Here is a 24,334-nt window from a genome sequence, read left to right on the forward strand (position 1 = left end):
CCATCATGAGACCGTCAGTCCGCAAGAGTGTTTTCGCCGGCCTGGCCGGCCTGTCCCTCGTCGGAACCGTGGCCGGCTGCGCGCCCACGGCAACCCAAGGGGCAACGCCGCCGTCCGCCAACGACAGTTCCGCGGGCGAAAGCACCCCGTCCGGGACCTCGTCCTCCCTGGCCGGCAGCGGGTCCGCTTATAAAGACGGGACGTACAACGCCGATGGCACCTATGTGTCCCCGAACGGCACCGAAACGGTGGGCGTGGAATTAATGCTTGCCGCCGGGACGGTCAAGGCGGTCAACATCACCCAGCACCCCTCCAACCCGAACACCCGCAAGTTCCAGGGCGAGTTCGCCGGCGGAATCGCCGCCCAGGTGGTGGGCAGGAACATTGACCAGCTGAAGGTGTCCAAGGTTGCCGGCTCGTCCCTGACCAGCGGCGGGTTCAACCAGGCGGTAGAGAAGATCAAGGCAGAGGCCCGCTAGGCCGTGCCGCAGCCCGGCTGGGAGGAGTTCCGCTTCGACGGGATCGGCACCCGTTGGGAAGTAGCCACGCCCCGGCCTCTTTCGGCGGGTGTCCGGGCACGGCTCCTCGCCGTGGTGGAAGCGTACGACGGCGCGTGGTCACGGTTCCGTCCGGATTCCACCGCCAGCGCCATGGCACGTGAGCCGGGGCGGCATGAGTTTCCGCCGGAGGCTGCACCGCTCGGGCAGCTATACCGCTCCCTGTACCGCCTCTCAGCCGGGGCGATGACGCCGCTGATCGGCAGCAGCCTTGAGCAGCTGGGCTACGACGGCGACTACTCACTGCGGCCGGCGGGCCCTCCCCTGGCGGCGCCCCGCTGGGAGGATGCCCTGGACTGGGACGGTTCAGTCCTCACGAACCGTGCGCCCGTGGGCCTGGACATTGGCGCCGCCGGCAAGGGCCAGCTGGTGGATCTTCTGGGCGCCGAATTGCGTCAGCATGGCCACAACAGCTACCTGATCGATGCCAGCGGGGACCTGTTGTACAGCGGTCCGGACGTCATCAGGGTAGGCCTGGAGCACCCGTATGATCCTGCGAGGGCCATCGGCACGGTGGACCTGGCAGGCGGCGCGCTGTGTGCCTCTGCCGCCAACCGCCGTGCCTGGGGGGACGGGCTACATCACGTCCTGAACGGCACCACGGGCCGGCCCGTCAGCACAGCCGTGGCCACCTGGACCATGGCGGCCAGCACCATGCTGGCTGACGCGCTGGCCACCGCATTGTTCTTCGTCCCGGGCGCTGACCTGGAGCGCAGCTTCGAGTTCTCCTGGCTGACAGTATTTTCCGACGGAAGCGCCGCCTATTCGGCCGGATTTGAAGGGACGTTGTTCACATGAGCCCCATCGACACCCCCACGGCGGTTTCGCCGGCCGGCCGGCTGGACGCATGGTTGGGAAAGTACACGATGTACCGGCTGATCCTCCTGGTGCTCGCGGCGCTTGCCGCGTACAGCATGGTTCTGGACGCGCTCGGCTGGCTGACTTTCGGCATTCCTGAGATGGTGGTGCACCTGGCCCTCTGCCTGGGCCTGACCTATGCCTCCAACCGGGTCCTCGCCGCAGTGTTCCATGTCCGGCCGCATTCAGAGTCGTCGCTGATCACGGGGCTGCTGCTGTACTTCCTTTTCTGGCCGTCGTTTGCCCCCATGGATATGGCGGGGGTGACCCTGGCCTGCGTGCTGGCTTCTGCGTCCAAGTATGCGCTTGCATGGCGTGGGCGGCACGTGTTCAACCCTGCCGCGGCCGGGGCGTTCGTGACCGGCCTCACCGGGTTGAACATAGCGACGTGGTGGGCGGCGACCCCCGCCATGCTGTGGCTGCTGGTGCCGGGCATCGTGCTGGTGCTGCACCGCACCCGGAAGTTCCTCATGGCCGCAGTTTTCCTGGTGGTTGCCGCCGCGGTAGTGACCTCGGAACTGCTGCAGGCAGGGACGACGCCGGGCGATGCGCTCTGGCAGGCCGTGGCACAGCGGCCGTTGCTCTTTTTCGTCGGCTTTATGCTGACCGAGCCGCTGACGCTGCCGCCGCGCCGCTGGCAGCAGCTCGGGCTGGCGGCCGTGGTGGGGGTGGTGTTTGCGGTGCCGTACAACGTCGGGTTCTTCGCCAACTCCCCCGAACTGGCCCTGCTTGTGGGCAACCTGCTGGCGTTTGTGCTGGGCCAGCGGGGCGCGCTGAGGCTGACCTTCACCGGTTCCCGGACGTTGACGCCCAGCACCACCGAGTTCGGCTTTAACCCCTCCCGCCCGGTCCGCTATCTGCCCGGGCAGTTCATGGAACTGGACCTGCCCCATGGCAAGTCCGACGGGAAGGGCCGCCGCCGGGTCTTCAGCCTGACCAGCGCCCCGGGCTCGGCGACAGTCACGTTCGGGGTGCGGACCGCCGAGCCGCTGTCAGCCGCCAAGAAGGCCCTCCTGGCATTGGAGCCCGGCGACCCGGTGACCGCTACCTCGGTGGGCGGGGATTTTGTGCTGCCGCGGGACCCGCGAACGCCGGTGCTGCTCATTGCCGCCGGGATTGGTGTCACACCGTACCTCGCGCACCTGGCGGCAGGCGCCGGGCGGGACCGGGATGTGGTCCTCCTGCTGCTGGCACGGAACGCAGCGGAGATCGCGTATGCCCGGGAACTGGAAGGGTGCGGTGCGCGGATGGTGGCCCGCCTCGCCGATGGTTCCATCCCGCCGTCGTTCATTGCCGACGCCGGAAACCTGGCCGACGCCGGCGCCGCGGGGCCGGGCGGCGTTGCCTCCCCGCCCCGGCTGGACGGGACCTCCCTGCGGGCGCTGGTGCCTGACATCGCAGAACGTACCGTCTACGTCTCCGGATCCCCCTCAAGCGTTGCTTCGCTGCGCCGTGCCGCGAGGGAGTCGGGTGCGCGCAGGGTGCGCGTGGACTCGTTTGCCGGTTACTGAAGAATCGCGGGGGTGGCGTTTCGGCTCGCCGGAAAGGCTCGGTAAGCTCCGTTTTTCATTGCGGGCCACCTTCCTGCTAAGCTCTAGGACGTCCCGCCAGCAACGGCAGGATCCCTGAATTGCCCTCGTAGCTCAGGGGATAGAGCGTCTGCCTCCGGAGCAGAAGGTCGTAGGTTCGAATCCTATCGAGGGCACCAACATGAAGACCCCACCGCGCGAGGCGCGGTGGGGTCTTCTGTGCATCGGCAAGCGCTTTCGGAGCGCGGCCGCGGGCCTCCATCAAATTGTCTGTGACCCCTCGTAGGCTGATGCCACAATCCGAGGGGGTACGTCATGCACTTACCAGACCACCAGCTGCCAGGCCGGCGTCCGTCAGCTGAACAGCCACAGGGCCGGCATCAAACCAGCGGCCGGTGCTTCATCATCCCGCCCTACTTATTGCGGCGGTTGGCCCGTCAGGATGCGCCGGAACTCCTGTCCGCCGCGCGGGCGGCCAAGGAAGCACTGAGCCATGTACGGTCGGTCCAGTCAGCCAGGACGGCGCCACAGCCCGCCGCGCCGCCGGCATTCCGCGACGTCCAGCCCGGACCGCCAAACCGCAGCATCTACGATGCCGCAGGCTCCGAAACACTCCCCGGCAAACTTGTCCGCAAAGAAGGTGACCCGGAATCGGGAGACCTGCCAACGGACGAGGCCTATGACGGCCTCGGGCACACGCACCGCCTGTTCGCCGACGCCTTTGGACGCAACTCCATCGATGGCCATGGCCTGCCACTGGATGCCACCGTTCATTTCGGAAAGCTGTACGACAATGCCTTCTGGAACGGCCAGCAGATGGTCTTCGGCGATGGCGACGGCCAGGTCTTCGAACGCTTTACGCGGTCACTGAGCGTTATCGGACACGAACTCACGCACGGAGTCACACAGTTCTCTGCCGGACTCGCCTACAGAAACCAGGCCGGCGCCATCAACGAGTCCCTGTCTGACGTCTTCGGCGTGCTTGTTGAGCAGTATGTCAGGAAGCAGTCCGTCGACCAGGCCAGCTGGCTTATCGGTGAGGGACTTTTCACGCCACAGGTGCAGGGCAAGGCCCTGCGGTCCCTGAAAGCTCCCGGCACCGCGTATGACGACGACGTCCTGGGTAAGGACCCCCAGCCGGACTCAATGGACTCGTACGTGCGGACCAGCGCGGACAACGGCGGCGTCCACATCAACTCCGGCATCCCCAACCGGGCCTTCTACCTGGCCGCAGCAGCCCTGGGCGGCAACGCCTGGGAGGCGCCGGGCCGCATCTGGTATGAGACCCTGACCGGCGGATCCCTGCCTGCCGCCGCCACCTTCAGCGTCTTCGCGCGGGCCACCGCAGCATCAGCCGCCGAATTGTTCGGGTCCGGTTCCGCCGAACATGACGCCGTCCGGAAGGCGTGGGAAACTGTGAAGGTCAAGCTATAAGCCAACGCCTGGCTGCCGACAGGTGGCAGCCCGGCTGCAGGAAAGCCCAGGAACCCGGCCATGAAAATTAGCGTGGAGCGCACCGGCGGGATTGCCGCGCTGACACGGGTGTGGACCGTTACCGCTGAAACGGAAAGCGCCATGAGCGAGTGGCAGCCCATTGTCGAGGCCTGCCCGTGGGATGCGGTACCCAAGACAGTCCGGGCAGCCGCCGCCGAAGCCGAAGCCAGCCAGCCGGACCGGTTCATCTATGCCATCAGGGCAGGGCAACGTCGCGCGGCGTTGCCGGAGCAGCAGGTGACCGGTCCCTGGCGCGTCCTCATCGACAGTGCCCGCGCCGCCGCGGAACGGTCCCAATAGCCGGCCGTACGGCGGGGAGCGCCGGAATGGTGCGAGCCCCAGTAGACTGGCTGCAGCCATGACATTTCATATCTCCTATCCCGCTGAGCTGCCCGTCTCCGAGCGCCGCGAGGACCTGATGGCTGCCATTGCAGCGAACCAGGTGACCATCATTGCCGGCGAGACCGGTTCGGGTAAGACCACCCAGATCCCCAAAATGTGCCTCGAACTGGGCCTGGGCGATAACGGCCTGATCGGTCACACCCAGCCCCGGCGGCTCGCGGCGCGCACCGTTGCGGAGCGCATCGCCGAGGAACTGGGCGTGGAGATCGGGCAGGAAGTCGGCTTCCAGGTGCGTTTCACCGGCGAGGTCAGCCGGTCCACGAAAGTCAAGCTGATGACGGACGGCATCCTGCTTGCCGAGATCCAACGTGACAAACTGCTGCGCAAATACAACGCCATCATCATTGACGAGGCACACGAACGCAGCCTGAACATCGACTTCATCCTCGGCTACCTCAAGCGCATCCTCCCGCAGCGTCCCGATCTGAAGATCATCATCACCTCCGCCACCATCGATCCGGAGCGTTTTGCCAAGCACTTCGGCTCCGAGGAGACGCCCTCCCCCATCATCGAAGTTTCGGGGCGCACCTTCCCGGTGGAAATCCGGTACCGGCCCCTGTCCCAGCCTGCCGGCGGGGCCGTAACCGGAGATGATGAAGACACCACCTCGGATGACGAACTCGAGGAGGACCGTGATCCGCTCGACGCCGTCTGCGACGCCGTGGACGAACTTGCGGGCGAAGCGCCGGGCGACATCCTGATTTTCTTCTCCGGCGAGCGCGAAATCCGCGACGCCGCAGACGCGCTCCAGGCGAGGATCCAGTCCAACCGCCGCTTGGCCGGCACCGAGGTCCTGCCGCTTTTCGCCCGGCTCAGCCTGCAGGAACAGCACAAGGTGTTCCACCCGGGCAGCAGGCGGCGCATTGTGCTGGCCACCAACGTGGCCGAGACCTCCCTGACCGTTCCCGGGATCAAGTACGTCATTGACACCGGCACCGCGCGCATCTCGCGCTATTCACACCGCACCAAGGTGCAGCGCCTTCCCATCGAGCGGGTGTCCCAGGCCTCCGCCAACCAGCGGTCGGGCCGTTGCGGCCGTGTATCCGACGGCATCGCCATCCGGTTGTACTCAGAAGAGGACTTCGAGTCCCGGCCGCTCTTCACCGACCCCGAGATCCTGCGCACCAACCTCGCGGCCGTCATCCTGCAGATGACCGCCATGGGCGTGGCCCGCGGTCCCAAGGACGTCGAAAACTTCCCGTTCGTGGAGCCGCCGGATTCGCGTGCCATCAACGACGGCGTCACGCTCCTGCGTGAACTCGGCGCGTTAAGTGCCGTGCGGGCCGGAGACGCCAAGAGCGGCGGGCTGACCGCCGTCGGGCAACAGCTTGCCCAGCTGCCGGTGGACCCGCGGCTGGGCCGGATGATCGTCGAGGCGGGCAAGCGCGGCTGCGTGCGTGAAGTGATGATCCTGGCAGCGGCGCTGACCATCCAGGACCCCCGCGAACGCCCGACGGACAAACAACAGCTCGCGGCGGAGAAGCACGCCCGTTTCCGCGACGAGAACTCGGACTTTACCGGCTTCCTGAATCTGTGGAACTACATTCAGGAAAAGCAGCAGGAGCTCTCTTCCACCCAGTTCCGCCGGCTTTGCCGCAACGAGTTCATCAACTACCTGCGGGTCCGGGAGTGGCAGGACCTGTTCGCCCAGCTCCGGCAACTGGCCCGGCCGCTGGGCATCAGCCTGGACAACAAACGCCTCGCAGATCCGGTGGGCAACAACGAAGGCATCCACATCAGCCTGCTCTCCGGGCTGCTGAGCCACATCGGCATCCTCGATGACCGCAAGCGCGAGTACGCCGGCGCGCGCGGCAGCCGGTTCGCCATATTCCCCGGGTCGGCACTGTTCAAAAAGTCCCCCACCTTCGTGATGGCTGCCGAACTGGTGGAAACAAGCCGGCTGTGGGCCAGGGTCGCCGCCAAGTTTGATCCCGTGTGGGCCGAGCAGGTGGCGCCGGACCTGGTTAAACGCAGCTACAGCGAACCCCACTGGTCCACCAAAATGGGCGCCGTCATGGCGTACGAGAAGGTCACGCTCTACGGCGTGCCCATCATTCCCCAGCGCCGGGTCAACTACAGCCGGGTGGACCCGGTACTCGCCCGCGAGCTGTTCATCCGGCATGCCCTGGTGGAGGGCGATTGGAAAACCCACCACAAGTTCTTCCACCGCAACCGTGCCCTGCTGCTCGAAGTGGAAGAGCTTGAGGCCAGGATGCGCCGCCGGGATCTGCTGGTGGACGACGAAACACTGTTCGAGTTCTATGACGCCCGGATCGGCCCGGATGTGGTGTCCGAGCGGCACTTCGACAAATGGTGGAAGGAAGCCCGGCAGCAGAACCCGGACCTGCTGGATTACGACAAGTCGCTGCTGCTCAACGACGAAGCCGACAACCTGGACGAAGCCGCGTACCCGAAGACCCTCCTGCACAAGGGCTTCGAGCTGCCGCTGACCTACGAGTTCCACCCTGTTGCGCCCGGCTCGCCGCCGAATCCCTCCGATGGCGTCACAGCCGAGGTGCCGGTGCTCTTCCTCAACCAGTTGGACGACAAGGCCTTCCGCTGGCTGATCCCCGGCCAGCGCGTGGAACTGGTGACGGCGCTCATCAAATCCCTGCCCAAACAGATCCGCAAGAACTTTGTCCCGGCCCCGGACGTCGCCCGCCAGGCCGTGGCCGCCCTCGAGGCGGACTTTGACCCGGCGAGCGACGAGCTGGAAGCATCGCTGGAACTTGCCCTGCGCCGAATCCGCGGCCAGGTCATTCCGCCGGGGTCCTGGAACTGGGATGCCGTTCCCTCGCATCTGCGGGTGAGCTTCAAGGTCGTGGACAGCAAAGGCAGGGTATTGGACGAGGGGAAGGACCTCGCCGCCCTCCAGCAACGCCTGGCGCCGGCAACGCGCCGCGCCATCGCAGAATCCCTGGGAGCAACTCCCGCCACCACCGCACCGCCATCACGGAACAATCCGGCAGTTGCAGAAAAGTCAGGCGGGACCTCCCCCGCGGCGACGGGTGCCGGAACCCCGGCAACCGGTCGCGGGACGGGCTTCAGGGAACAGGGCGGACTGACCTCATGGACCTTCGGCACCATACAGCGGCAGGTCAGCAACACGGTCAACGGCCATACCGTCACCGGCTATCCGGCGCTGGTGGATGAAGGAACCTCGGTGGCACTGCGCGTGTTCCAGACCTCCTCTGAACAGCTGGCGGCCATGCGCGGCGGCGTCATCCGGCTCCTCGCGCTGCGTGTTCCCGCGCCGGACCGCTACGTGCTCGAACACCTCAACAACACCGAAAAACTGACCTTCAGCCAAAACCCGCACGGTTCGGTCTCGGCACTGATCGCCGACTGTGTCCTGGCTGCCGTGGACAAGCTGACCCCGGCCGATGTCCCCTGGGACCGTGAGTCCTTTGACGCGCTCTACGAGCAGGTCCGCGCGGAACTCATCGACACTGTGTTCAGCGTGACGGCTGTGGTGGAGCGCATCCTGGCCAGCACCCGGCGGATCGAGAAGCAGCTCAAGGGGACCACGAGCCTGGCACTGATCAGCGCGCTGAACGACATCAAGAGCCAGCTCGAGCAACTGGTGTTTCCCGGTTTCGTGGCGCGCACCGGATTCGCCCAGCTAAGCCAGCTCCCCCGGTACCTCGCGGCCATCGAGAAACGCCTCGAGCGCCTGCCCGGCAACGTCCAGCGGGATGCCCTGAACATGGCCGCGGTCCAGCGGCTGGAGGACGACTACGACGACGCCGTGTCCGCACTGCTGCCGGGCCGGCGGGCCGGTGCCGAGCTCACCCAGGTGCGCTGGATGATCGAGGAACTTCGCGTGAGCCTGTTCGCTGTCGAGCTCGGAACCGCCTATTCGGTTTCCGAAAAGCGGATCAGGGCGGTCCTGAATAAGGCACTGGCGCCGGCTTAAGCCTTCCGGACAACCGGTGAGGGCCTAGCTTTCGGGAACGAAGTCCCCGTAGCCGGCCGCCCGGAGCCCCGCACGCAGCTTCTCCGCGTTGGCGTCCAGAACGGCCGGGTCCGGGTTGTGATCCACGGAGGCGAAGTCGAAGTCGGCCATGCTCCGCGACGGCCACACATGGACGTGCATGTGGTTGATCTCGTAGCCTGCAACAATCAGGCCGGCCCGCTCGGCCGGGAAAATGTCCAGCTGGACGGCACCGATCCGCCGGGCCACTTCCATGACCTTCCCGAGGGTTTCCGGTGCGGCGTCGGTCCAGCGGTCCACCTCTTCGGTGGGAACCACCAGTGTGTGTCCGTCCGCCAGCGGGCCTGTGGTCAGGAACGCCACGACGTCCGGCTCGCGCCAGACGAAGCGTCCGGGGATCTCGCCATTGATGATCTTCGTGAACAGGGTGCTCATGCGTCTGCCTCCTCGGCCGGGGCCTGCAAGGTGCTGGTGTCCAGCACAAAACGGTACTTGACGTCGCCCGCCACCATCCGGTGGTAGGCCTCATTCAGCTGGTCGGCGGAGACCATTTCGATGTCCGCCACCACGTTGTGTTCAGCACAGAAGTCCAGCATTTCCTGTGTCTCGGCTATGCCACCAATCATTGAGCCGGCATATGCGAGCCGCCGCATCAGCGATCTCGGGTTGACCGGAGGCATTGCCTCCGCCGGCAGCCCCAGTTGGAACAGCGCACCATCCACGCGCAGGGTGCGGAAATACGGATTCAGGTCATGCGGCGCGGCCACGGTGTCGATGATGAGGTCGATGCTGCGGTCGGCGGCCGCCATGGCGTCCTCATCCCGGGAGAGGATGACCTCGTCGGCCCCGAGCTCAAGGGCAGCCGCCACTTTGGTTTCGGAGGTGGTGAAGACTTTGACCACGGCTCCCATGGCCTTGGCAAGTTTCACGGCCATGTGGCCGAGCCCGCCGAGGCCCACCACGCCCACCACGTCACCTTCCGCCACGTCGAAGTGCCGCAGCGGTGAGAAGGTGGTGATTCCAGCGCAGAGCAACGGCGCGACGGCGGCGGGGTCAAGGTTCGCGGGCACTCTGAGCACGTAGCGGCGGTCCACCACTACGGAGGATGAATAGCCGCCCTGGGTCATGGCGTCACCGTTGCGCGAGTCCTTGCCGCCGTAGGTTCCGGTCATGCCCACTTCGCAGTATTGCTCCAGGCCGTCCAGGCAGCTATCGCATTCCCGGCAGGAGTCAACCATGCATCCCACGCCCACACGGTCGCCCGGCACGAAATCCTCCACGGCAGAGCCCACGCGGCTCACCGTTCCCACGATCTCGTGGCCGGGCACCAAGGGATAATTCCTGGCGCCCCATTCGCCGCGCGTGGCGTGCACGTCTGAATGGCACAGTCCACAGAATTCGATGGCGATCTCCACGTCGTCCGCTTTGGGGGCGCGGCGGGCCACGGTGAGGGGCACCAGCCCGCTGTCCGCGGAGGCCGCACCATACGCGGCTGCCAGCAGGCCGGCACCGGAATCGGGCACACCGGTGTCGGCAGGCAGCGCGGGGCGGGCAAGGGGTGGCGGTACGGGGCGTCCTGGGGTCATACCTGCGACGCTACCCCCGCAGGCCGGGGCTTTTCCACTTGAAGCGCGCCAGGCCGCCACGTCATCATTCCGTCCGTCATCATTCCGGCCGCTACGTTCCGGCCAATACGTCCGAGCCGTTACGTCCGAGCCGTTACGTTCGGGCCGGCCTCCCCGGGGCCGCTCCAGTTGCCACCGGGAGATCGGGATTGTTCGACCATTCCGAAAAGGACCCCGGATAGAGGGCGGCGCGGAATCCTGCGATTTCCAGGGCGGCCACCTCGTGGGCGGCCGTTACCCCGGAACCGCAATAGACGGCTACCGGGACGTCCTCCCGGATTCCAAGGTCCTGGAATCGCCGCCGCAGCTCGGCCGCCGGTAGGAAGCGCCCGGCTTCGTCCAGGTTCTCGGCGGTGGGAGCGGACACGGCACCCGGAATGTGCCCCGCCCGCGGATCCACGGGTTCCACCTCGCCGCGGTACCGCTCGCCGGCCCGGGCGTCCAGCAGGATGCCGGTGCCGGGCCAGCCCGCCGCTGCGGCAAGATCTACCGCCGGCATGCTCGTCCCCGTAAAGGAAACATCCCCTGGCACCGGATCAACAGGGCCGGATTCCAGCGGAAGCGCGGCGCGCTGCCAGGCAGCCAGACCGCCGTCGAGCAGGTAAGCGTCCGGAAAGCCCGCACTGCGCAGCATCCACCAGGCACGGGCTGCGGCCAGATTGCCGCTGTTGTCGTACGCCACCACCACGTCACCGGCGCTGATTCCCCAGCGCCTGGCGCTGGCTTGGAATTGCGACGCCCGCGGCAGGGGGTGCCGGCCGCGCGCCGGAGCCGGAGGTGCTGCAAGCTCCGTGTCCAGGTCCACAAAAACAGCACCGGGAAGGTGCCCCTCAAGGTAGTGTTGCCGGCCATTCGGGTCCCCCAGGGACCATCGGACATCGAGCAGAACCACATGCCGGTCCGCGTCCAGCAGGGAATGCAGGCCCGGAACGTCCATCAAGACCTCTGCGCTGTTCGGCATGCAGTTCTAAACCTCCACCGATTCCCGCGGCGCAAGGTGCGCGAACTTGGTGCCATATTTCCCACCCAACCGGGAAACGTGCCCTTCGACCATTTTCAGGCCCGTCTCGTTCAAGAGGCCGTCATGAATCTGGAAGGCCCGCGGAGCCCGGACGCTGACAACAAAATCCACCACCTCGGCCGCTTTGCTCCACGGCGCGTGGATGGGGACCAGGAGGGTCCGGACACTGAGTCCGTCCGGGACAATGAACGAATCCCCCGGATGGTAGACATTCCCGTCCACCAGGTAACCGATATTGGCCACGAGGGGGATCTGCGGGTGGATCAGCGCGTGCTGGCCGCCGAAGCTGCGAACCTCGAAGCCGGCGGCATCAAACGTAGAGCCAGGTTCCACCGGATGGATCCGCTCGGCAGCCTGCGGTGCTTCCTCCTGCAGCGTTGCGGCAACGCCGGCCGGAGCGAAAACGGCCAGGTCGGCCGGGGCTTCCAGCGCCCGGGTCATGGCCGGGACGTCCACATGGTCCGGATGCTCATGGGTGATCAGCACGGCGTGCGCGCCGTCCAAGGCCTCGGCTGACTCAGAGAATGTGCCCGGATCAAGGACCAGGACCTTTCCATCCTTCTCGAGCCGGATACAGGCATGCGTGTACTTTGTCAGCTTCATAGCGCCAGCCTAGGTTCCGCATCCGGGACTTCCAAGACCCGGCCTCGTGGCGCCGGCTGGTAATCTTGATGTTTGCCACCGTCCCTCAGGGAAGCGAGTACGTCCATGCCGTTCGGCACCAAAGCTGATGCGACGCCGTCGAACGCTCCCTCCGGCGTCGGCACCAACGCCCTGGGCAGGGCGCCGTCCACCGCCGGCAAGGAGCAGCGCGTCACCAAGCAGCGCGTGGCGGTCAGCACCGCACTGGACGAACTTGACGATTTCGTCAGCACCCAGGAGCTGTACCGCATCCTGCAGGGCAAGGGCGTCTCGGTGTCGCTGGCAACGGCGTACCGGATTCTGCAGTCACTCGCCGACGACGGCCTGGTGGATGTGCTGCGCAACGGCGAGGGCGAAGCGGTCTACCGGCGCTGTGCAGTGACCGTGCACCATCACCATCTGCTCTGCCGCAACTGTGGCAAGGCTGTAGAGGTGGAGGCACCGGCGGTGGAAACCTGGGCGGCCAGGACCGCCGCGGAACATGGCTACACCGAGGCCGCGCACACCGTGGAGATCTTCGGTCTCTGCCCCGAATGCACTGCCCTGAGGGCCGCCGGCAATCTCTGACTGGCTGCGTGGCAGTCCCCACGCCCGGATCAGGCGGCGCGCACCAACCGCCCGTTGATCCCCTTGTTGGCACGGACGCCGCCGATAATCCGGCACACCACGTAGATCAGGAATGACAGGGTGGTGACATAGGGGCTGATCGGGATGCGTCCGCCCAGGGCAAGCAGGATCCCGCCCACCGTGGCCGTGACGGCAAAGATGACGCTCAGGACCACCAGGACCACGGGCGAGGACGTCACCCGCAGTGCGGCCGCCGCCGGTGTAATGAGCAACGCCAGCACCAGTAGCGCCCCCACCACCTGGATGGACAGCGCAACGCTCACACCCAGCAGCACCATAAAGACGATTCCCAGGGTCCGGACGGGCACGCCGCGGGCCTCGGCCAGTTCCGGGTCCACACTGGCGAAGTTCAGCGGCCGCCAAATGAGCACCAGAGCCGCGATGACCACCACGGCAGCGCCGGCGAGGACCTGCAGCTGAACTGTATCGACCGAGACGATTTGTCCGGTCAGCAGGCCGAATTTGTTGGCGGCGCGGCCCTGGTAAAGGGAAAGGAACAGAATCCCCAGGCCCAGGCCGAAGGGCATGATCACGCCGATGATGGAGTTTTTGTCCCGCGCCCTGACCCCCATCAGGCCCAGGAGCAGAGCCGCCGCCACCGAGCCGATCAGGGAACCGAACACAATGTCGGCGCCGATCAGCAGGGCAAAGGCCGCGCCGGCGAAGGAGAGTTCGGAGATGCCGTGGACGGCGAAGGCCAGGTCCCGCTTCATCACGAAGGTTCCCATCAGGCCACCGAGCAGCCCCAGGACGGCGCCCGCCCAGATCGAGTTCTGGACGAGTGCCAGGAGTTCGCCGTAGTTATCGAAACTGAAGATGGCGGCGATGATGCTGTCAGCGTCCATCAGGCCACCTCCCCCGCCGTTGCATGGACATCGTCGTGGTGGTGGGTGGTGGCGTCCGGGAGTCCGACGACGACGATGCGTCCGTTCGCGTGGATGACTTCCACGTGGCTGCCATAGAGTTCCGAGAGGACCTCCGTGGTCATGACCTCCTCCGGGGTTCCCACCATGAAGCGGCCCCCAGCCAGGTACAGCACCCGGTCAACGTAGTCGATGACCGGGTTGATTTCATGGGTCACGAAGACCACGGCACTGTTCTGCTCATGGCATTGCTTGTTGATCAGGGCACTGACGGCCTGCTGGTGGTGCAGGTCCAGTGACAGCAGCGGCTCGTCGCACAGGAGGACCTTGGGATCGGTGGCCAGGGCCTGGGCCACGCGGAGGCGCTGCTGCTCGCCGCCGGAGAGCTGTCCGACGGGTACCTTGGCGTAGTCAGTTGCCCCGACGAGGTCAAGGAGCTCATCGATCCGACGGTTGACCCGGGACGCGCCCAGGCGAACGCCCCAGCGGTGGCCGTCCACCCCGAGCCCCACCAAGTCGCGGGCCCGCATAGGCGTGTCCGGCGCGAACGATTTCTGCTGCGGGATGTAGCCGATCAGGCTGCTTCCGCGTTCCACCGGCCGGTCCCCCAGGGTGGCAGTGCCGGCCTGCAGGCGTTGAAGGCCCAGGAGAACCTTCAGGAAGCTCGTCTTTCCACTGCCGTTGGGGCCCAGCACGGCGAAGAACTCGCCGGGCCTGATGTCCAGGTCGAGATCCTCCCAGAGCGTGCGTTTGCCGAACTGCAGGGACGCCCCGCGGAGGCTCACCACCGGTTTCACCTATTTTTCTCCAAAACTTTGCTGATGTTGTCCACATTGTCCGTCATCCACTGCAGGTACGTCTTGCCTTCAGGCAGGGTCTCACTGAAATCCAGCACCGGGACCCCGGCCGCCTGGGCAGCCTTCTTCAGGACTTCCGTCTGGGGACCGTCTGTCTGATCGTTGTACGCAAGGAACCTGATGTCTTTGGATCCTGCCAGTTCGGTGGCTGCCTTCAGCACTGCGGGCGGTACGTCGGAGCCTTCTTCAATGGCCGCGGTGTACTCTTCCGGGGTGCTGTTCTTCAGCCCCGCAGCTTCGAGGAGATACAGAGGTACCGGCTCCGTCACCGCCACCGGTGCACCGTCGATTTTGGCCTTAAGCGCGGCGAGCCTGGCGTTCAGTCCGTCCACGCCGGATTTGAAGGCTGCCGAGTTGGCGTTGAACTCAGCGGCAGATCCGGGCTCCAGTTCGCCCATTCGGGCTGCCAGGGAATCTGCCAGCTTGACCATGGCGTCCGGGCTGTACCAGACGTGCTCATTGAACGCACCGTGCTGATGGTCGTGAGCGTCGGTAGCCGCGGCCGACCCGGTGTGGCCCTCTTCCGGGGCCAGGCCGGACACGTCCACTGCCGTGAGGATGTTGTTGTGCCCGATATTGCTGTCATCGGCCATCTTGTGGAGGAATGCGTCGTAGCCGCCGCCGTTCTCGATGACCAATTCCGCTTTGGAGATCGCCAGCCGGTCCTGAGCTGTGGCTTCATAGGAATGCGGGTCTTGGCTGGCCTTGGTGATGATGGCGGTGACGTTCACTTTGTCGCCGCCGATTGCACCGGCAATGTCGCCGTATACGTTGGTTGACGCCACAACGTTGATCACGCCTGGCGAGTCAGCAGAGCCCTGGGACTTCGACGGTGCGCCGCCACCGGCCCCGCACGCCGTCAGCACAAGGCTGAGGCCCGCGAGCGCGGCAAGTGACGTTCGGATGGCTGCGGGGTGGCGCACGGAAACCTCAAATCAACAGGGCTGAATTCTAACGACTTCCCCAACTCTAACGCTAAATGGGAATGATTCCTATTTAGATATGCCGGGACGGAAACCAGTGTTCCCGTCCCGGCACCTCAGCCGGCCCTCCCGCGGCGGCGTTTAAGTGCCGTTCGGTTGGCCGAGCCGCCTGATTCCGGTGGCTTGGGTGGCGTCCCGGATCTCCCCCACAAGCTGTTCAATAACGTCTTCCAGGAACAGCACACCGTGGGTCTGGCCGTCTGCGCCGATGACCCGGGCGAGGTGCGAACCGGTCCGTTGCATGACCGACATGGCCGTTTCAACCTCATCGCCCAAGGACAGGTTCGCCAGGGAGCGGATCCTGCTCTCCGCAATCGGGTGCTGGTAGTCCTCGTCCGGAATGGAGAGCACGTCCTTGACGTGCAGGTAGCCGGACAGCATGCCGTCCTCGTCCACCATCGGGAACCTGGAGAAACCGGTCCGGCTGACAGCCTTTTCAAACTCCACCGGGGTGGTGCTCTCCTTCAGCATGACCAGTTTCTCCACCGGGACCATAATGTCCTCCGCCGTATATTCGGAGAACTCCAGCGCACCCGTGATGAGCCCTGCGTCGTCATCCACCAGCCCGTGGCGGGTGGATTCCTGCACGATCGACTGGACCTCTTCGAGGGTGAAGGAAGAAGTCACCTCGTCCTTGGGCTCAATCCGCAGGAGTTTGAGGATATGGTTGGCGGTCCAGTTCAGCGCGAAAATGACCGGGTTCACCAGGCGGGCCACAAACATCAGCGGCGGCGCGAGCAGCAAGGCCGCCTTGTCCGCCACCGAGACGGAGATGTTCTTCGGCACCATCTCCCCGAACGTCACGTGCAGGAAGGTCACCACCATCAGGGCGATGGCAAACGCCGCCACATCGGCCGCCTCGACCGGCAGCCCTACCGCTTCGAGCGGCGCAGCCATCAGGTGGTGGATGGCGGGTTCGGCCACCTGCAGGATCAGCAGTGAACAGACGGTGATGCCCAACTGCGCACATGCCAGCATCAGCGAGACATTTTCCATGGCCCGCAACGTGGTTTGCGCCCGTTTCGAACCGGCGTCCGCGAGAGGTTCGATCTGGCTGCGCCTCGCGGACATCACCGCGAATTCGGCACCGACGAAGAACGCGTTGCCCAGCAGGAGGACCGCCAGCCAGGCGAGGCCTGCCCAGTCACTCATGAGGTACTCCTGTCATCCGGGTGCCCAGCTTCAGGAGCAATGGGGTGGAAGCAGATCCGTTCGATCCGCCGGCCGTCCATCCGGGTCACGCTCAGCGTGCCACCACCGACCGGGACGGTATCCCCCACGGCAGCGATGCGCCCCAGCTGGCTCATGACATACCCGCCCACGGTCTCATAAGCGGCTTCATCCGGGACCGCGAGTCCGGGAATCTGTTCGAAGAGTTCGTCGGGCCGCAGCAGACCCGGGAAATACCAGTCCCCCGAGGCGCTCTGCAGCAGTCCCGGCCGCACTTTGTCGTGCTCGTCGGCCACCTCCCCCACGATTTCCTCCACGAGGTCTTCAAGGGTGGTGATGCCGGCGGTTCCGCCGTATTCATCGAGGACGACGGCGAGTTGCAGGTTCCCTTCCCGCAGCTCGGCCAGGAGCGCATCAAGGTGGATGGTTTCGGGCACCCTGAGGACATCCGTCATGATGGCGCCGGCCTCCAGCTTGGCGCGCCGGTCCCACGGCACGGCAACGGCCTTCTTGACGTGGACCAGGCCCCTGATGTCGTCGGCGGACTCGCCGATCACCGGAAAGCGGGAGTACCCCGTGCGCCGTGCGGCGTCCAGGATGTCCGAAACCGGCTGATCGGCGTCGATGGTTTCCACCCGGATACGGGGGGTCATGACGTCGGCGGCGGTCCGGGCCGAGAAGTTCAGGGTACGCGCCACGAAGTTCGCCGTCCCGGCGTCGAGCGTTCCCATGGCGGCGGAACGCCGCACCAGGGAGGCAAGCTCCGCCGGGGTCCGCGCACCGGAAATCTCTTCCTTGGCCTCAAGGCCGAAGACATTGAGGACCTTGTTGGAAAAGCCGTTCAGCACCACGATGGCGGGCTTGAAGATGGCCGTAAAAATCAGCTGCGGCCGCGCCAGCGCCTTTCCAAGCGGGAAGGACAGCGCGATGGCCATGTTCTTGGGCACGAGTTCGCCCAGGAGCATGGACAGCAGGGTGGCCAGCACCATGGCAATGATCAGGGAAATGGAGGCAGCAGCGACGTCGGGAATGCCGACGGCGGCCAGCGGGCCTTCAAGGAGTCGTCCCACCGACGGTTCCATCACGTAGCCCGTAAGCAGTGTGGTGAGGGTAATGCCGAGCTGGCAGCTGGAGAGCTGGGTGGAAAGGGATTTCAGGCACTTGAGCAACGGAACGGCACCGGTGTCACCGTTATCGATCGCCTTTTGCACGGTGGCCTGGTCAAGGGCAATCAGGGAAAATTCGACGGCGACAAAAAATCCGGTGCCGGCAATCAGCAGGAGGCCTGCCGCGAGGAGTAGCCACTCCATTCAGCATCCCGCCTGTTGGCCAGGGGAAGCGGACTGGATCCGGGGGAAACTGCCCGGCGGAGGATGGTCGGCCGAAGCGGACCCTGTTTCCATTAAGGCTCCGCCGGAGTGGACCGGGAGAGAGTGATGGGCGCGTGTTCGGGGTTTGCCGGCTCTGCGGGTGGACTGCGCGAGGCTGTGGTTCATGCTCCGCTGACAGCCCCCAGGCCGGCACCTAGATTTACTGTCCATAAGGAGATCAGTCTACAGGAGCGGATTGGGCCTTCCGCGAGGTCACGGACCGCTTGCGTCCGCCACATTTCGCGATCTCCCTGTCATTCCATGATTTCAGTCACCGTTATTGGCAGTTAACACAGAATGCTCATTAGACTGGCAAAGGTCCGGGTTCAGGACGCAGAAACTGGTTCGATTGTTGTGCTGAGGCACGTGGCGGCCAGAGGGACATCAAACTCATGGAAGAGGCGTATTTCAAGTGCCAGAGCAGCCTAGCCACCGTCTACCAGAGGAATTTGGCGGAAACGAGTGGCTCGTTGACGAACTGTACGAGCAATACCAAAAGGACAAGAACACCGTGGACGCCAAGTGGTGGCCGCTGTTCGAATCTTTCGACTCGGGCAGCGAATCGTCTTCCAACGGGAGCCCGGCAGCAGCCGTAGCCAACCCCGCCACCCGTGAAATGCCTGCCGTAGCACCTGCTGCGGCCCCTGCTGCGTCCGCACCGGCACCGGCGCCGGCGGCACAGCCTGCAGCACCGCCCGCCGCCCCCGCCGCGGCGAAGAAAGCCCCCGCTACGGTCGCCCGCGACGGCGCGAAGAAGGCCGAGCCCGGCAGCGTCCAGCCCATCCCTGCACAGCTGCCCAAGAACGTTAAGGCACCCTCCGCCCCCGAAGAGGACGTTGTTTCTGTCCTCCGCGGACCGGCCAAGGCGATCGCCACCAACATGATCACCAGCCTCGAGGTGCCCACGGCCACCAGCGTTCGCGCCATACCGGCGAAGCTGCTGATCGATAACCGCGTGGTCATCAACTCCAACCTGGCCCGCGCACGCGGCGGGAAGGTTTCCTTTACCCACCTCATCGGCTACGCCGTGATCCGGGCCCTCGCACAGTTCCCCTCGATGAACGTCTACTACGACGAAATCGATGGCAAGCCGGTTGCTGTTCAGCCGGCCCACGTCAACTTCGGCATCGCCATTGACATGCCCAAGCCGGACGGCACCCGCCTCCTGATGGTGCCGAACATCAAGAAGGCGGAGACCCTCAACTTCTCCGAGTTCTGGCACACCTATGAGGACCTCATCAAGAGGGCCCGCGCCGGAAAGCTGACCGCTGACGACCACTCGGGCACCACTGTGTCCCTGACCAACCCCGGCGGCATCGGCACCGTACACTCCGTGCCGCGACTGTCCAAGGGCCAGGCCGCCATCATCGGCGTGGGTGCACTGGACTACCCCGCCGAGTTCCAAGGCGCGAGCGAAAAGATCATCGCGCAGAACGCCATCAGCAAGGTCCTCACGCTGACCTCAACCTATGACCACCGGGTCATCCAGGGTGCCGGCAGCGGCGAGTTCCTCAAGCTGGTGCACCAGCTGCTCCTCGGCGCGCAGAACTTCTATGACGAAATCTTCGAATCCCTGCGCATCCCTTACGAGCCGGTGCGCTGGAGCCCGGACCTCCAGGTGGACCCCGCCGACGAGATCAACAAGGTTGCCCGGATCCAGCAGCTGATCCACTCCTTCCGCGTGCGCGGCCACCTGATGGCAGACACCGACCCCCTGGAGTACCGCCAGCGCAAGCACCCGGACCTCGATGTCCTCACCTACGGGCTCACCCTTTGGGACCTGGACCGTGAATGGCCCACCGGCGGTTTCGGCGGCGCCCCCATGCTCAAGTTCCGCGACATCCTCGGCGTGCTCCGCGACGCCTACTGCCGCACCACGGGCATCGAATACATGCACATCCAGGAGCCGGAAGAACGCAAATGGTTCCAGGACCAGCTCGAGCACCCCTACTCGAAGCCCAGCCGCGAAGAGCAGCTGCGCATCGTGTCCCGGCTCAACGCTGCCGAAGCATTTGAAACCTTCCTGCAGACCAAGTTCGTGGGCCAGAAGCGCTTCTCCCTGGAGGGCGGCGAATCCCTGATTCCGCTGCTGGACGCGGTCATTTCCGAAGCCGCCGACGACGGCCTTGACGAAGTCGCCATCGGCATGGCCCACCGCGGCCGCCTGAACGTGCTGACCAACATCGCCGGTAAGACCTATGCCCAGGTATTCCGCGAATTCGAAGGCACCCAGGATCCCCGCTCCGTGCAGGGCTCCGGCGACGTGAAGTACCACCTCGGCACCGAAGGCACGTTCACCTCGGAGAACGGCAACGAGACCAAGGTCTACCTGGCCGCGAACCCGTCCCACCTCGAAGCCGTGGATTCCGTCCTCGAAGGCATTGTCCGCGCCAAGCAGGACCGCCTGGACCAGGGCGAGGCCTTCCCGGTCCTGCCCATCATGGTCCACGGCGACGCCGCCTTCGCAGGCCAGGGCGTTGTAGCTGAAACGCTGAACCTGTCCCAGCTGCGCGGCTACCGCACCGGTGGCACCATCCACGTGGTGGTGAACAACCAGGTGGGCTTCACCACCGCGCCGTCGTCCTCGCGTTCGTCCACGTACTCCACGGACGTCGCCAAGATGATCCAGGCACCGGTGTTCCACGTCAACGGTGACGATCCCGAAGCCGTGGTACGCATCGGCCAGCTCGCCTACGAGTTCCGCCAGCGCTTCCACAAGGACGTTGTGATCGACATGGTGTGCTACCGCCGCCGGGGCCACAACGAGGGCGACGACCCCTCGATGACCCAGCCCATGATGTACAACCTGATCGAAGCCAAGCGCTCCGTACGCAAGCTGTACACCGAGGCACTGATCGGCCGCGGCGACATCACCGAGGAAGAAGCAGAGCAGCTGCTCCGCGACTACCAGGAACGGCTGGAACGGGTCTTCGCTGAAACGCATGCGGCCCAGACCTCGCCCATCCCGATCATCACTGCTGATTCGGCCGCCGTCTCGGACATTGAGCGGCCCATCGCGCAGCAGGCCGACATGGGCACGAACGCCCCTGCCTCCACGGCCATTTCACCGGAGACACTGGCCCGGATCGGCCACGCCCACATCGAGATTCCCGAGGGCTTCACCGTCCACGCCAAGCTCAAGCAGCTGCTTGAGAAGCGTGAGCAGATGTCCCGTGAAGGCGGCATCGACTGGGGCTTCGGTGAGATTGCAGCGTTCGGCTCACTGATCATGGAAGGCGTGCCTGTCCGGCTCGCCGGCCAGGATTCACGCCGCGGCACCTTCGTGCAGCGACACGCCGTGTTCCATGACCGCGCCAACGGCAACGAGTGGCTGCCCCTGGGCAACCTTTCGGACAACCAGGCGAAGCTGTGGATATACGACTCCCTGCTCTCCGAATACGCCGCCATGGGCTTCGAATACGGCTACTCGGTGGAACGCCCTGATGCCCTGGTGCTGTGGGAGGCGCAGTTCGGCGACTTCGTCAACGGTGCGCAGACCATCATCGATGAGTTCATCTCCTCGGCCGAACAGAAGTGGGGCCAGCGCTCCTCCCTGGTCCTGATGCTGCCGCACGGCTACGAAGGTCAGGGTCCGGACCACTCCTCCGCCCGGATCGAACGCTTCCTGCTGATGTGCGCCGAAGAGAACATGATCGTGGCGAACCCGACCACGGCGGCATCGCACTTCCACCTGCTGCGCCGCCAGGCCTACAGCCGGCCGCGGAAGCCGCTGATCATCTTCACCCCGAAGCAGCTGCTGCGCCTCAAGGCTGCCGCCTCGTCCGTGGAGGACTTCACCAACGGCACCTTCCGCCCCGTCATCGGTGACCATGAGCAGCTGGCGGCAGACGCCGTCGAACGCGTGCTGCTGGTTTCCGGCCGCCTCTACTACGACCTTCTGTCCACCCGGCAGAAGACCGATGACAAGACCACCGCGATTATCCGCGTGGAGCAGCTGTACCCGCTGCCGCACGAGGAGATCGCCGCGGAACTGGCCAAGTACCCGAACGCCGAGGTTGTCTGGGCGCAGGACGAACCCGCCAACCAGGGACCGTGGCCGTTTATGGGCCTGCATCTTCCGGAGTCGCTGGACCGGCGCGTCCGTCTGGTGTCGCGTCCCGCCTCCGCTTCAACGGCCGCAGGGTCCATGAAGCGGCACGCGAAAGAGCAGGACACGCTGCTGAAGCAGGCATTTGCACGGAAGTAGTATCCGAGGCTGCCCGGCCGGACGTCGAAATACCAGACTCCGGCCGGGCAGTTCTGTTTAATGGGATGAACATAGCCACGCCGGCTGGTGTCAGTCGGCACGGACGTTAAGAGGGACTTGTGGAAGACAGGAAGCTGCGGCTCGCAGCTGTTGGAGATGAACTGCTGGCCGGACTGGGAGATCCCAGGGCGCTCGGCTGGCTGGGCCGTGTGCTGGCCCGTACTCCCCACGACGGCGTGGCCATGGAAAGCTACGCCCTCCCCTGTCCGATGGAAGGAACGGAGGGGCTCGCCGCCCGCTGGCTGGAGGAGGCCGGAAGGCGGTTCAGTGACCTCCATGAGAACCGGCTGGTCATAGGCCTCTCCGGGCGCGACATCGAGTTCGGACTCTCCACCGCCCGTAGCCGCCTGAATCTGGCCAACATCCTGGACACTGCATCCCAGAACCGGATCGAGGTTTTTGTGGTGGGTCCGCCGCCCACCCTCGACCCTGCCCAGAACCGCCGCCTCGCGGAACTGAACACCGCGTTCGCGGACGTGACCACCCGGCGCAAGCACCTGTACGTGGACACGTTCTCACCGCTGTTGAACCACGAGCAGTGGCGCCAGGACCTGGCAGCGAACAGCGGCACCCCGGGCCAGGCGGGCTATGGGCTGATGGCGTGGCTGGTCCTGCACCGCGGCTGGTTCCAGTGGCTCAAGATCGACGCCCCCGAGTAGCCGACCCAAACGCTCTCTGACATGAAAATTGGGTGAGCACGGCGGGGGGCGTGGGGTGATGGGTGTTATCCGGCCTGTTGTAGGGGTTCGAGGGTGACTTGGTAGCCGAGGGATTCTAGTTGTCGTACGGCGCGGGCTTTGGTCTTGGCTGGTGCCTGTCGGGTGAAGTAGTCGGCGCCGGGGTCGTTGTAGAGTTCGCCGGTGGTGAGCATGTGCCAGGCTGCGGTGAGGATGGAGTGTTCGACGGCGACAAGGGCTTTGGCGGGTCCCCGCCGGGAGGCGACGCGGACGTATCTGGCGCTGAAGTAGGTGTTCTTCGATCTCGCGCAGGATAGGGCAGCGATGCCCAGCGCGCCTTTGAGGTACCGGTCGCCGGGCCGTGTTTTGGTGGATTTTACCCGTCCGGCGGATTCGTTGGATCCCGGGGAGGTGCCGGCCCAGGATGCCAGGTGCCCTGCGGTGGGGAACATGCTCATGTCGGCCCCGGTTTCGGCGATGAAGACTTCCGCGATGGTGGTGCTGAACCCCGGGATGCTCACGAGGAGCTCCCGGGCGAAACGAAAGGGCTCCATCGCCGCCTCGATCCTGGCGCTGAGGTCGTTGATGTCGGCGGTGTGGGCATCAATGCGGTGCAGATACAGTTCGGTCATGTAGCGGTGGTGTGCGCTGAAGCGGCCGGTGAGTGCTTGGGTGAGTTCAGGGATTTTGGACCGCAACCGGCGTTGGGCCATCTCCGCCAGGACCGCCGGGTCGGTCTGCCCGTCGATGAGTGCTTGCAGGATCAGGCGTCCGGAGACCCCGGTGATGTTCGAAGCTACCGAGGATAGTTTGATGCAGGCGTCCTCGAGGAGTTTCTCCAGGCGCTGGATCTCCCGGGTCCGTTCCTGGGTGATGATGGTCCGGGCCCGGGTCAGGTCCCGCAGTTCACGGATCGGTGGCGGGGGCACGAAGGAGGCCCGGACCAGCCCGTGGGCGCCCAGGTCGGCCAGCCAGGCAGCGTCGGAAACGTCGGTTTTGCGGCCCGGGACGTTCCTGGCGTCATGGGCGTTGACCAGGATGATGTTCAGCCCGTCGCCTTCAAGCAGGTAGTAGAAGGGGCGCCAGTAATCACCGGTGGCCTCCATGACCACCAGATCCACGTGCTCGTCCAGCAGGTGTTCCTTCAGCCCCAGGATCTGCCCCGTCATTGAGCCCCAGGTCGTGACGGTGGATGTGGTGGACCGGCCGCCGCGGCCCTGGATGCGGACACAGACCTTCGCGTCCTTCTTTGAAATATCGATACCCGCGCAGCGCGGGTGAATGACCTCCATGAGAGCCCACCCTTCCTCGACCGGTTCCAACAGATAGCGTCTGTGTCCCGGGGAAGGCGGATAAACAACAAATCTGACATTCGTGCTCAACGGCAACATTCCACGGTCCCGCGGACAAAAAGCTGTGCCCTCCACCACCAAACTCACTTACAGGCTCACCGGCACT

General features: G+C 65.3%; 19 protein-coding genes and 1 tRNA gene. 10 read left to right on the forward strand and 10 right to left on the reverse strand.

From position 1 onward, the window contains the following. Positions 1-5 precede the first annotated feature (5 nt). From SBP01_RS12200 to hrpA, 7 genes are all read left to right on the forward strand, one after another. Positions 6-479: a hypothetical protein gene (locus SBP01_RS12200; protein ID WP_320535939.1), complete on the forward strand. Its 474-nt coding sequence runs from the start codon at positions 6-8 to the stop codon at positions 477-479. Between the two features lie 3 nt (positions 480-482). Further along, positions 483-1,355: an FAD:protein FMN transferase gene (locus SBP01_RS12205; RefSeq protein WP_320535940.1), complete on the forward strand. Its 873-nt coding sequence runs from the start codon at positions 483-485 to the stop codon at positions 1,353-1,355. After that, positions 1,352-2,926 carry an oxidoreductase gene (locus SBP01_RS12210; protein ID WP_320535941.1) on the forward strand — a complete coding sequence of 525 codons (1,575 nt, stop codon included), beginning with the start codon at positions 1,352-1,354 and terminating at the stop codon, positions 2,924-2,926. Before SBP01_RS12205 ends, SBP01_RS12210 begins: the two co-directional genes overlap by 4 nt. A gap of 121 nt (positions 2,927-3,047) precedes the next feature. Beyond that, positions 3,048-3,123 (forward strand) — tRNA-Arg (locus SBP01_RS12215). Between the two features lie 250 nt (positions 3,124-3,373). Continuing rightward, positions 3,374-4,378: a M4 family metallopeptidase gene (locus tag SBP01_RS12220; protein ID WP_320535942.1), complete on the forward strand. Its 1,005-nt coding sequence runs from the start codon at positions 3,374-3,376 to the stop codon at positions 4,376-4,378. A 60-nt stretch (positions 4,379-4,438) separates the two neighbouring features. Then, entirely contained in the window at positions 4,439-4,738 is a 300-nt protein-coding gene (locus tag SBP01_RS12225; RefSeq protein WP_275214355.1) for a protealysin inhibitor emfourin, read from the forward strand. A 58-nt stretch (positions 4,739-4,796) separates the two neighbouring features. Further along, positions 4,797-8,756, forward strand: coding sequence for an ATP-dependent RNA helicase HrpA (gene hrpA / locus SBP01_RS12230; RefSeq protein WP_320535943.1), 3,960 nt, complete (start codon positions 4,797-4,799; stop codon positions 8,754-8,756). Between the two features lie 24 nt (positions 8,757-8,780). Here the strand turns inward: hrpA and SBP01_RS12235 are convergent, their stop codons facing one another. The 4 genes from SBP01_RS12235 to SBP01_RS12250 all read right to left on the reverse strand — a co-directional run bounded on the left by SBP01_RS12235 (position 8,781) and on the right by SBP01_RS12250 (position 12,023). Then, positions 8,781-9,209: an HIT family protein gene (locus tag SBP01_RS12235; protein WP_275214353.1), complete on the reverse strand. Its 429-nt coding sequence runs from the start codon at positions 9,207-9,209 to the stop codon at positions 8,781-8,783. Further along, on the reverse strand, positions 9,206-10,360 hold the full coding sequence (locus tag SBP01_RS12240) for an NAD(P)-dependent alcohol dehydrogenase (protein ID WP_320535944.1): 1,155 nt from the start codon (positions 10,358-10,360) through the stop codon (positions 9,206-9,208). Before SBP01_RS12240 ends, SBP01_RS12235 begins: the two co-directional genes overlap by 4 nt. Positions 10,361-10,493: 133 nt before the next feature. Beyond that, positions 10,494-11,360, reverse strand: coding sequence for a sulfurtransferase (locus SBP01_RS12245; protein ID WP_414004222.1), 867 nt, complete (start codon positions 11,358-11,360; stop codon positions 10,494-10,496). A 6-nt stretch (positions 11,361-11,366) separates the two neighbouring features. Next, positions 11,367-12,023 (reverse strand): MBL fold metallo-hydrolase, encoded by a 657-nt coding sequence (locus tag SBP01_RS12250; RefSeq protein ID WP_275214351.1) that lies wholly within the window; start codon positions 12,021-12,023, stop codon positions 11,367-11,369. A 105-nt stretch (positions 12,024-12,128) separates the two neighbouring features. Between SBP01_RS12250 and SBP01_RS12255 the strand changes: the two genes are divergently transcribed. Further along, a complete protein-coding gene (locus tag SBP01_RS12255) occupies positions 12,129-12,629 on the forward strand; it encodes a Fur family transcriptional regulator (protein ID WP_275214461.1) in 501 nt (166 codons plus the stop codon). Positions 12,630-12,658: 29 nt separating this feature from the next. Here SBP01_RS12255 and SBP01_RS12260 read toward each other — a convergent pair whose 3' ends face one another. The 5 genes from SBP01_RS12260 to SBP01_RS12280 form a co-directional block, all read right to left on the reverse strand. Continuing rightward, positions 12,659-13,534 (reverse strand): metal ABC transporter permease, encoded by an 876-nt coding sequence (locus tag SBP01_RS12260; RefSeq protein WP_320535945.1) that lies wholly within the window; start codon positions 13,532-13,534, stop codon positions 12,659-12,661. Continuing rightward, entirely contained in the window at positions 13,534-14,337 is an 804-nt protein-coding gene (locus SBP01_RS12265) for a metal ABC transporter ATP-binding protein (protein WP_414004223.1), read from the reverse strand. The genes SBP01_RS12260 and SBP01_RS12265 overlap by 1 nt, the downstream gene beginning before the upstream one ends. A gap of 8 nt (positions 14,338-14,345) precedes the next feature. Continuing rightward, positions 14,346-15,332 (reverse strand): metal ABC transporter solute-binding protein, Zn/Mn family, encoded by a 987-nt coding sequence (locus SBP01_RS12270; RefSeq protein WP_320535947.1) that lies wholly within the window; start codon positions 15,330-15,332, stop codon positions 14,346-14,348. A gap of 141 nt (positions 15,333-15,473) precedes the next feature. Further along, positions 15,474-16,544 carry a hemolysin family protein gene (locus SBP01_RS12275; RefSeq protein WP_320535948.1) on the reverse strand — a complete coding sequence of 357 codons (1,071 nt, stop codon included), beginning with the start codon at positions 16,542-16,544 and terminating at the stop codon, positions 15,474-15,476. Next, on the reverse strand, positions 16,541-17,872 hold the full coding sequence (locus SBP01_RS12280) for a hemolysin family protein (RefSeq protein ID WP_320535949.1): 1,332 nt from the start codon (positions 17,870-17,872) through the stop codon (positions 16,541-16,543). Before SBP01_RS12280 ends, SBP01_RS12275 begins: the two co-directional genes overlap by 4 nt. A 472-nt stretch (positions 17,873-18,344) precedes the next feature. Between SBP01_RS12280 and SBP01_RS12285 the strand changes: the two genes are divergently transcribed. Together SBP01_RS12285 and SBP01_RS12290 are read left to right on the forward strand one after the other, a co-directional pair. After that, positions 18,345-22,139, forward strand: coding sequence for a multifunctional oxoglutarate decarboxylase/oxoglutarate dehydrogenase thiamine pyrophosphate-binding subunit/dihydrolipoyllysine-residue succinyltransferase subunit (locus SBP01_RS12285; protein ID WP_320535950.1), 3,795 nt, complete (start codon positions 18,345-18,347; stop codon positions 22,137-22,139). Positions 22,140-22,258: 119 nt separating this feature from the next. After that, the gene (locus SBP01_RS12290) at positions 22,259-22,858 is read left to right on the forward strand and encodes a GDSL-type esterase/lipase family protein (protein ID WP_275214344.1); all 600 of its coding nucleotides are present in this window, start codon (positions 22,259-22,261) and stop codon (positions 22,856-22,858) included. A 65-nt stretch (positions 22,859-22,923) separates the two neighbouring features. Here the strand turns inward: SBP01_RS12290 and SBP01_RS12295 are convergent, their stop codons facing one another. Further along, entirely contained in the window at positions 22,924-24,168 is a 1,245-nt protein-coding gene (locus tag SBP01_RS12295; RefSeq protein ID WP_275214628.1) for an IS110 family transposase, read from the reverse strand. Positions 24,169-24,334 lie beyond the last annotated feature (166 nt).

The organism is Pseudarthrobacter sp. IC2-21 (genome assembly GCF_034048115.1).
Lineage (GTDB): Bacteria > Actinomycetota > Actinomycetes > Actinomycetales > Micrococcaceae > Arthrobacter > Arthrobacter naphthalenicus.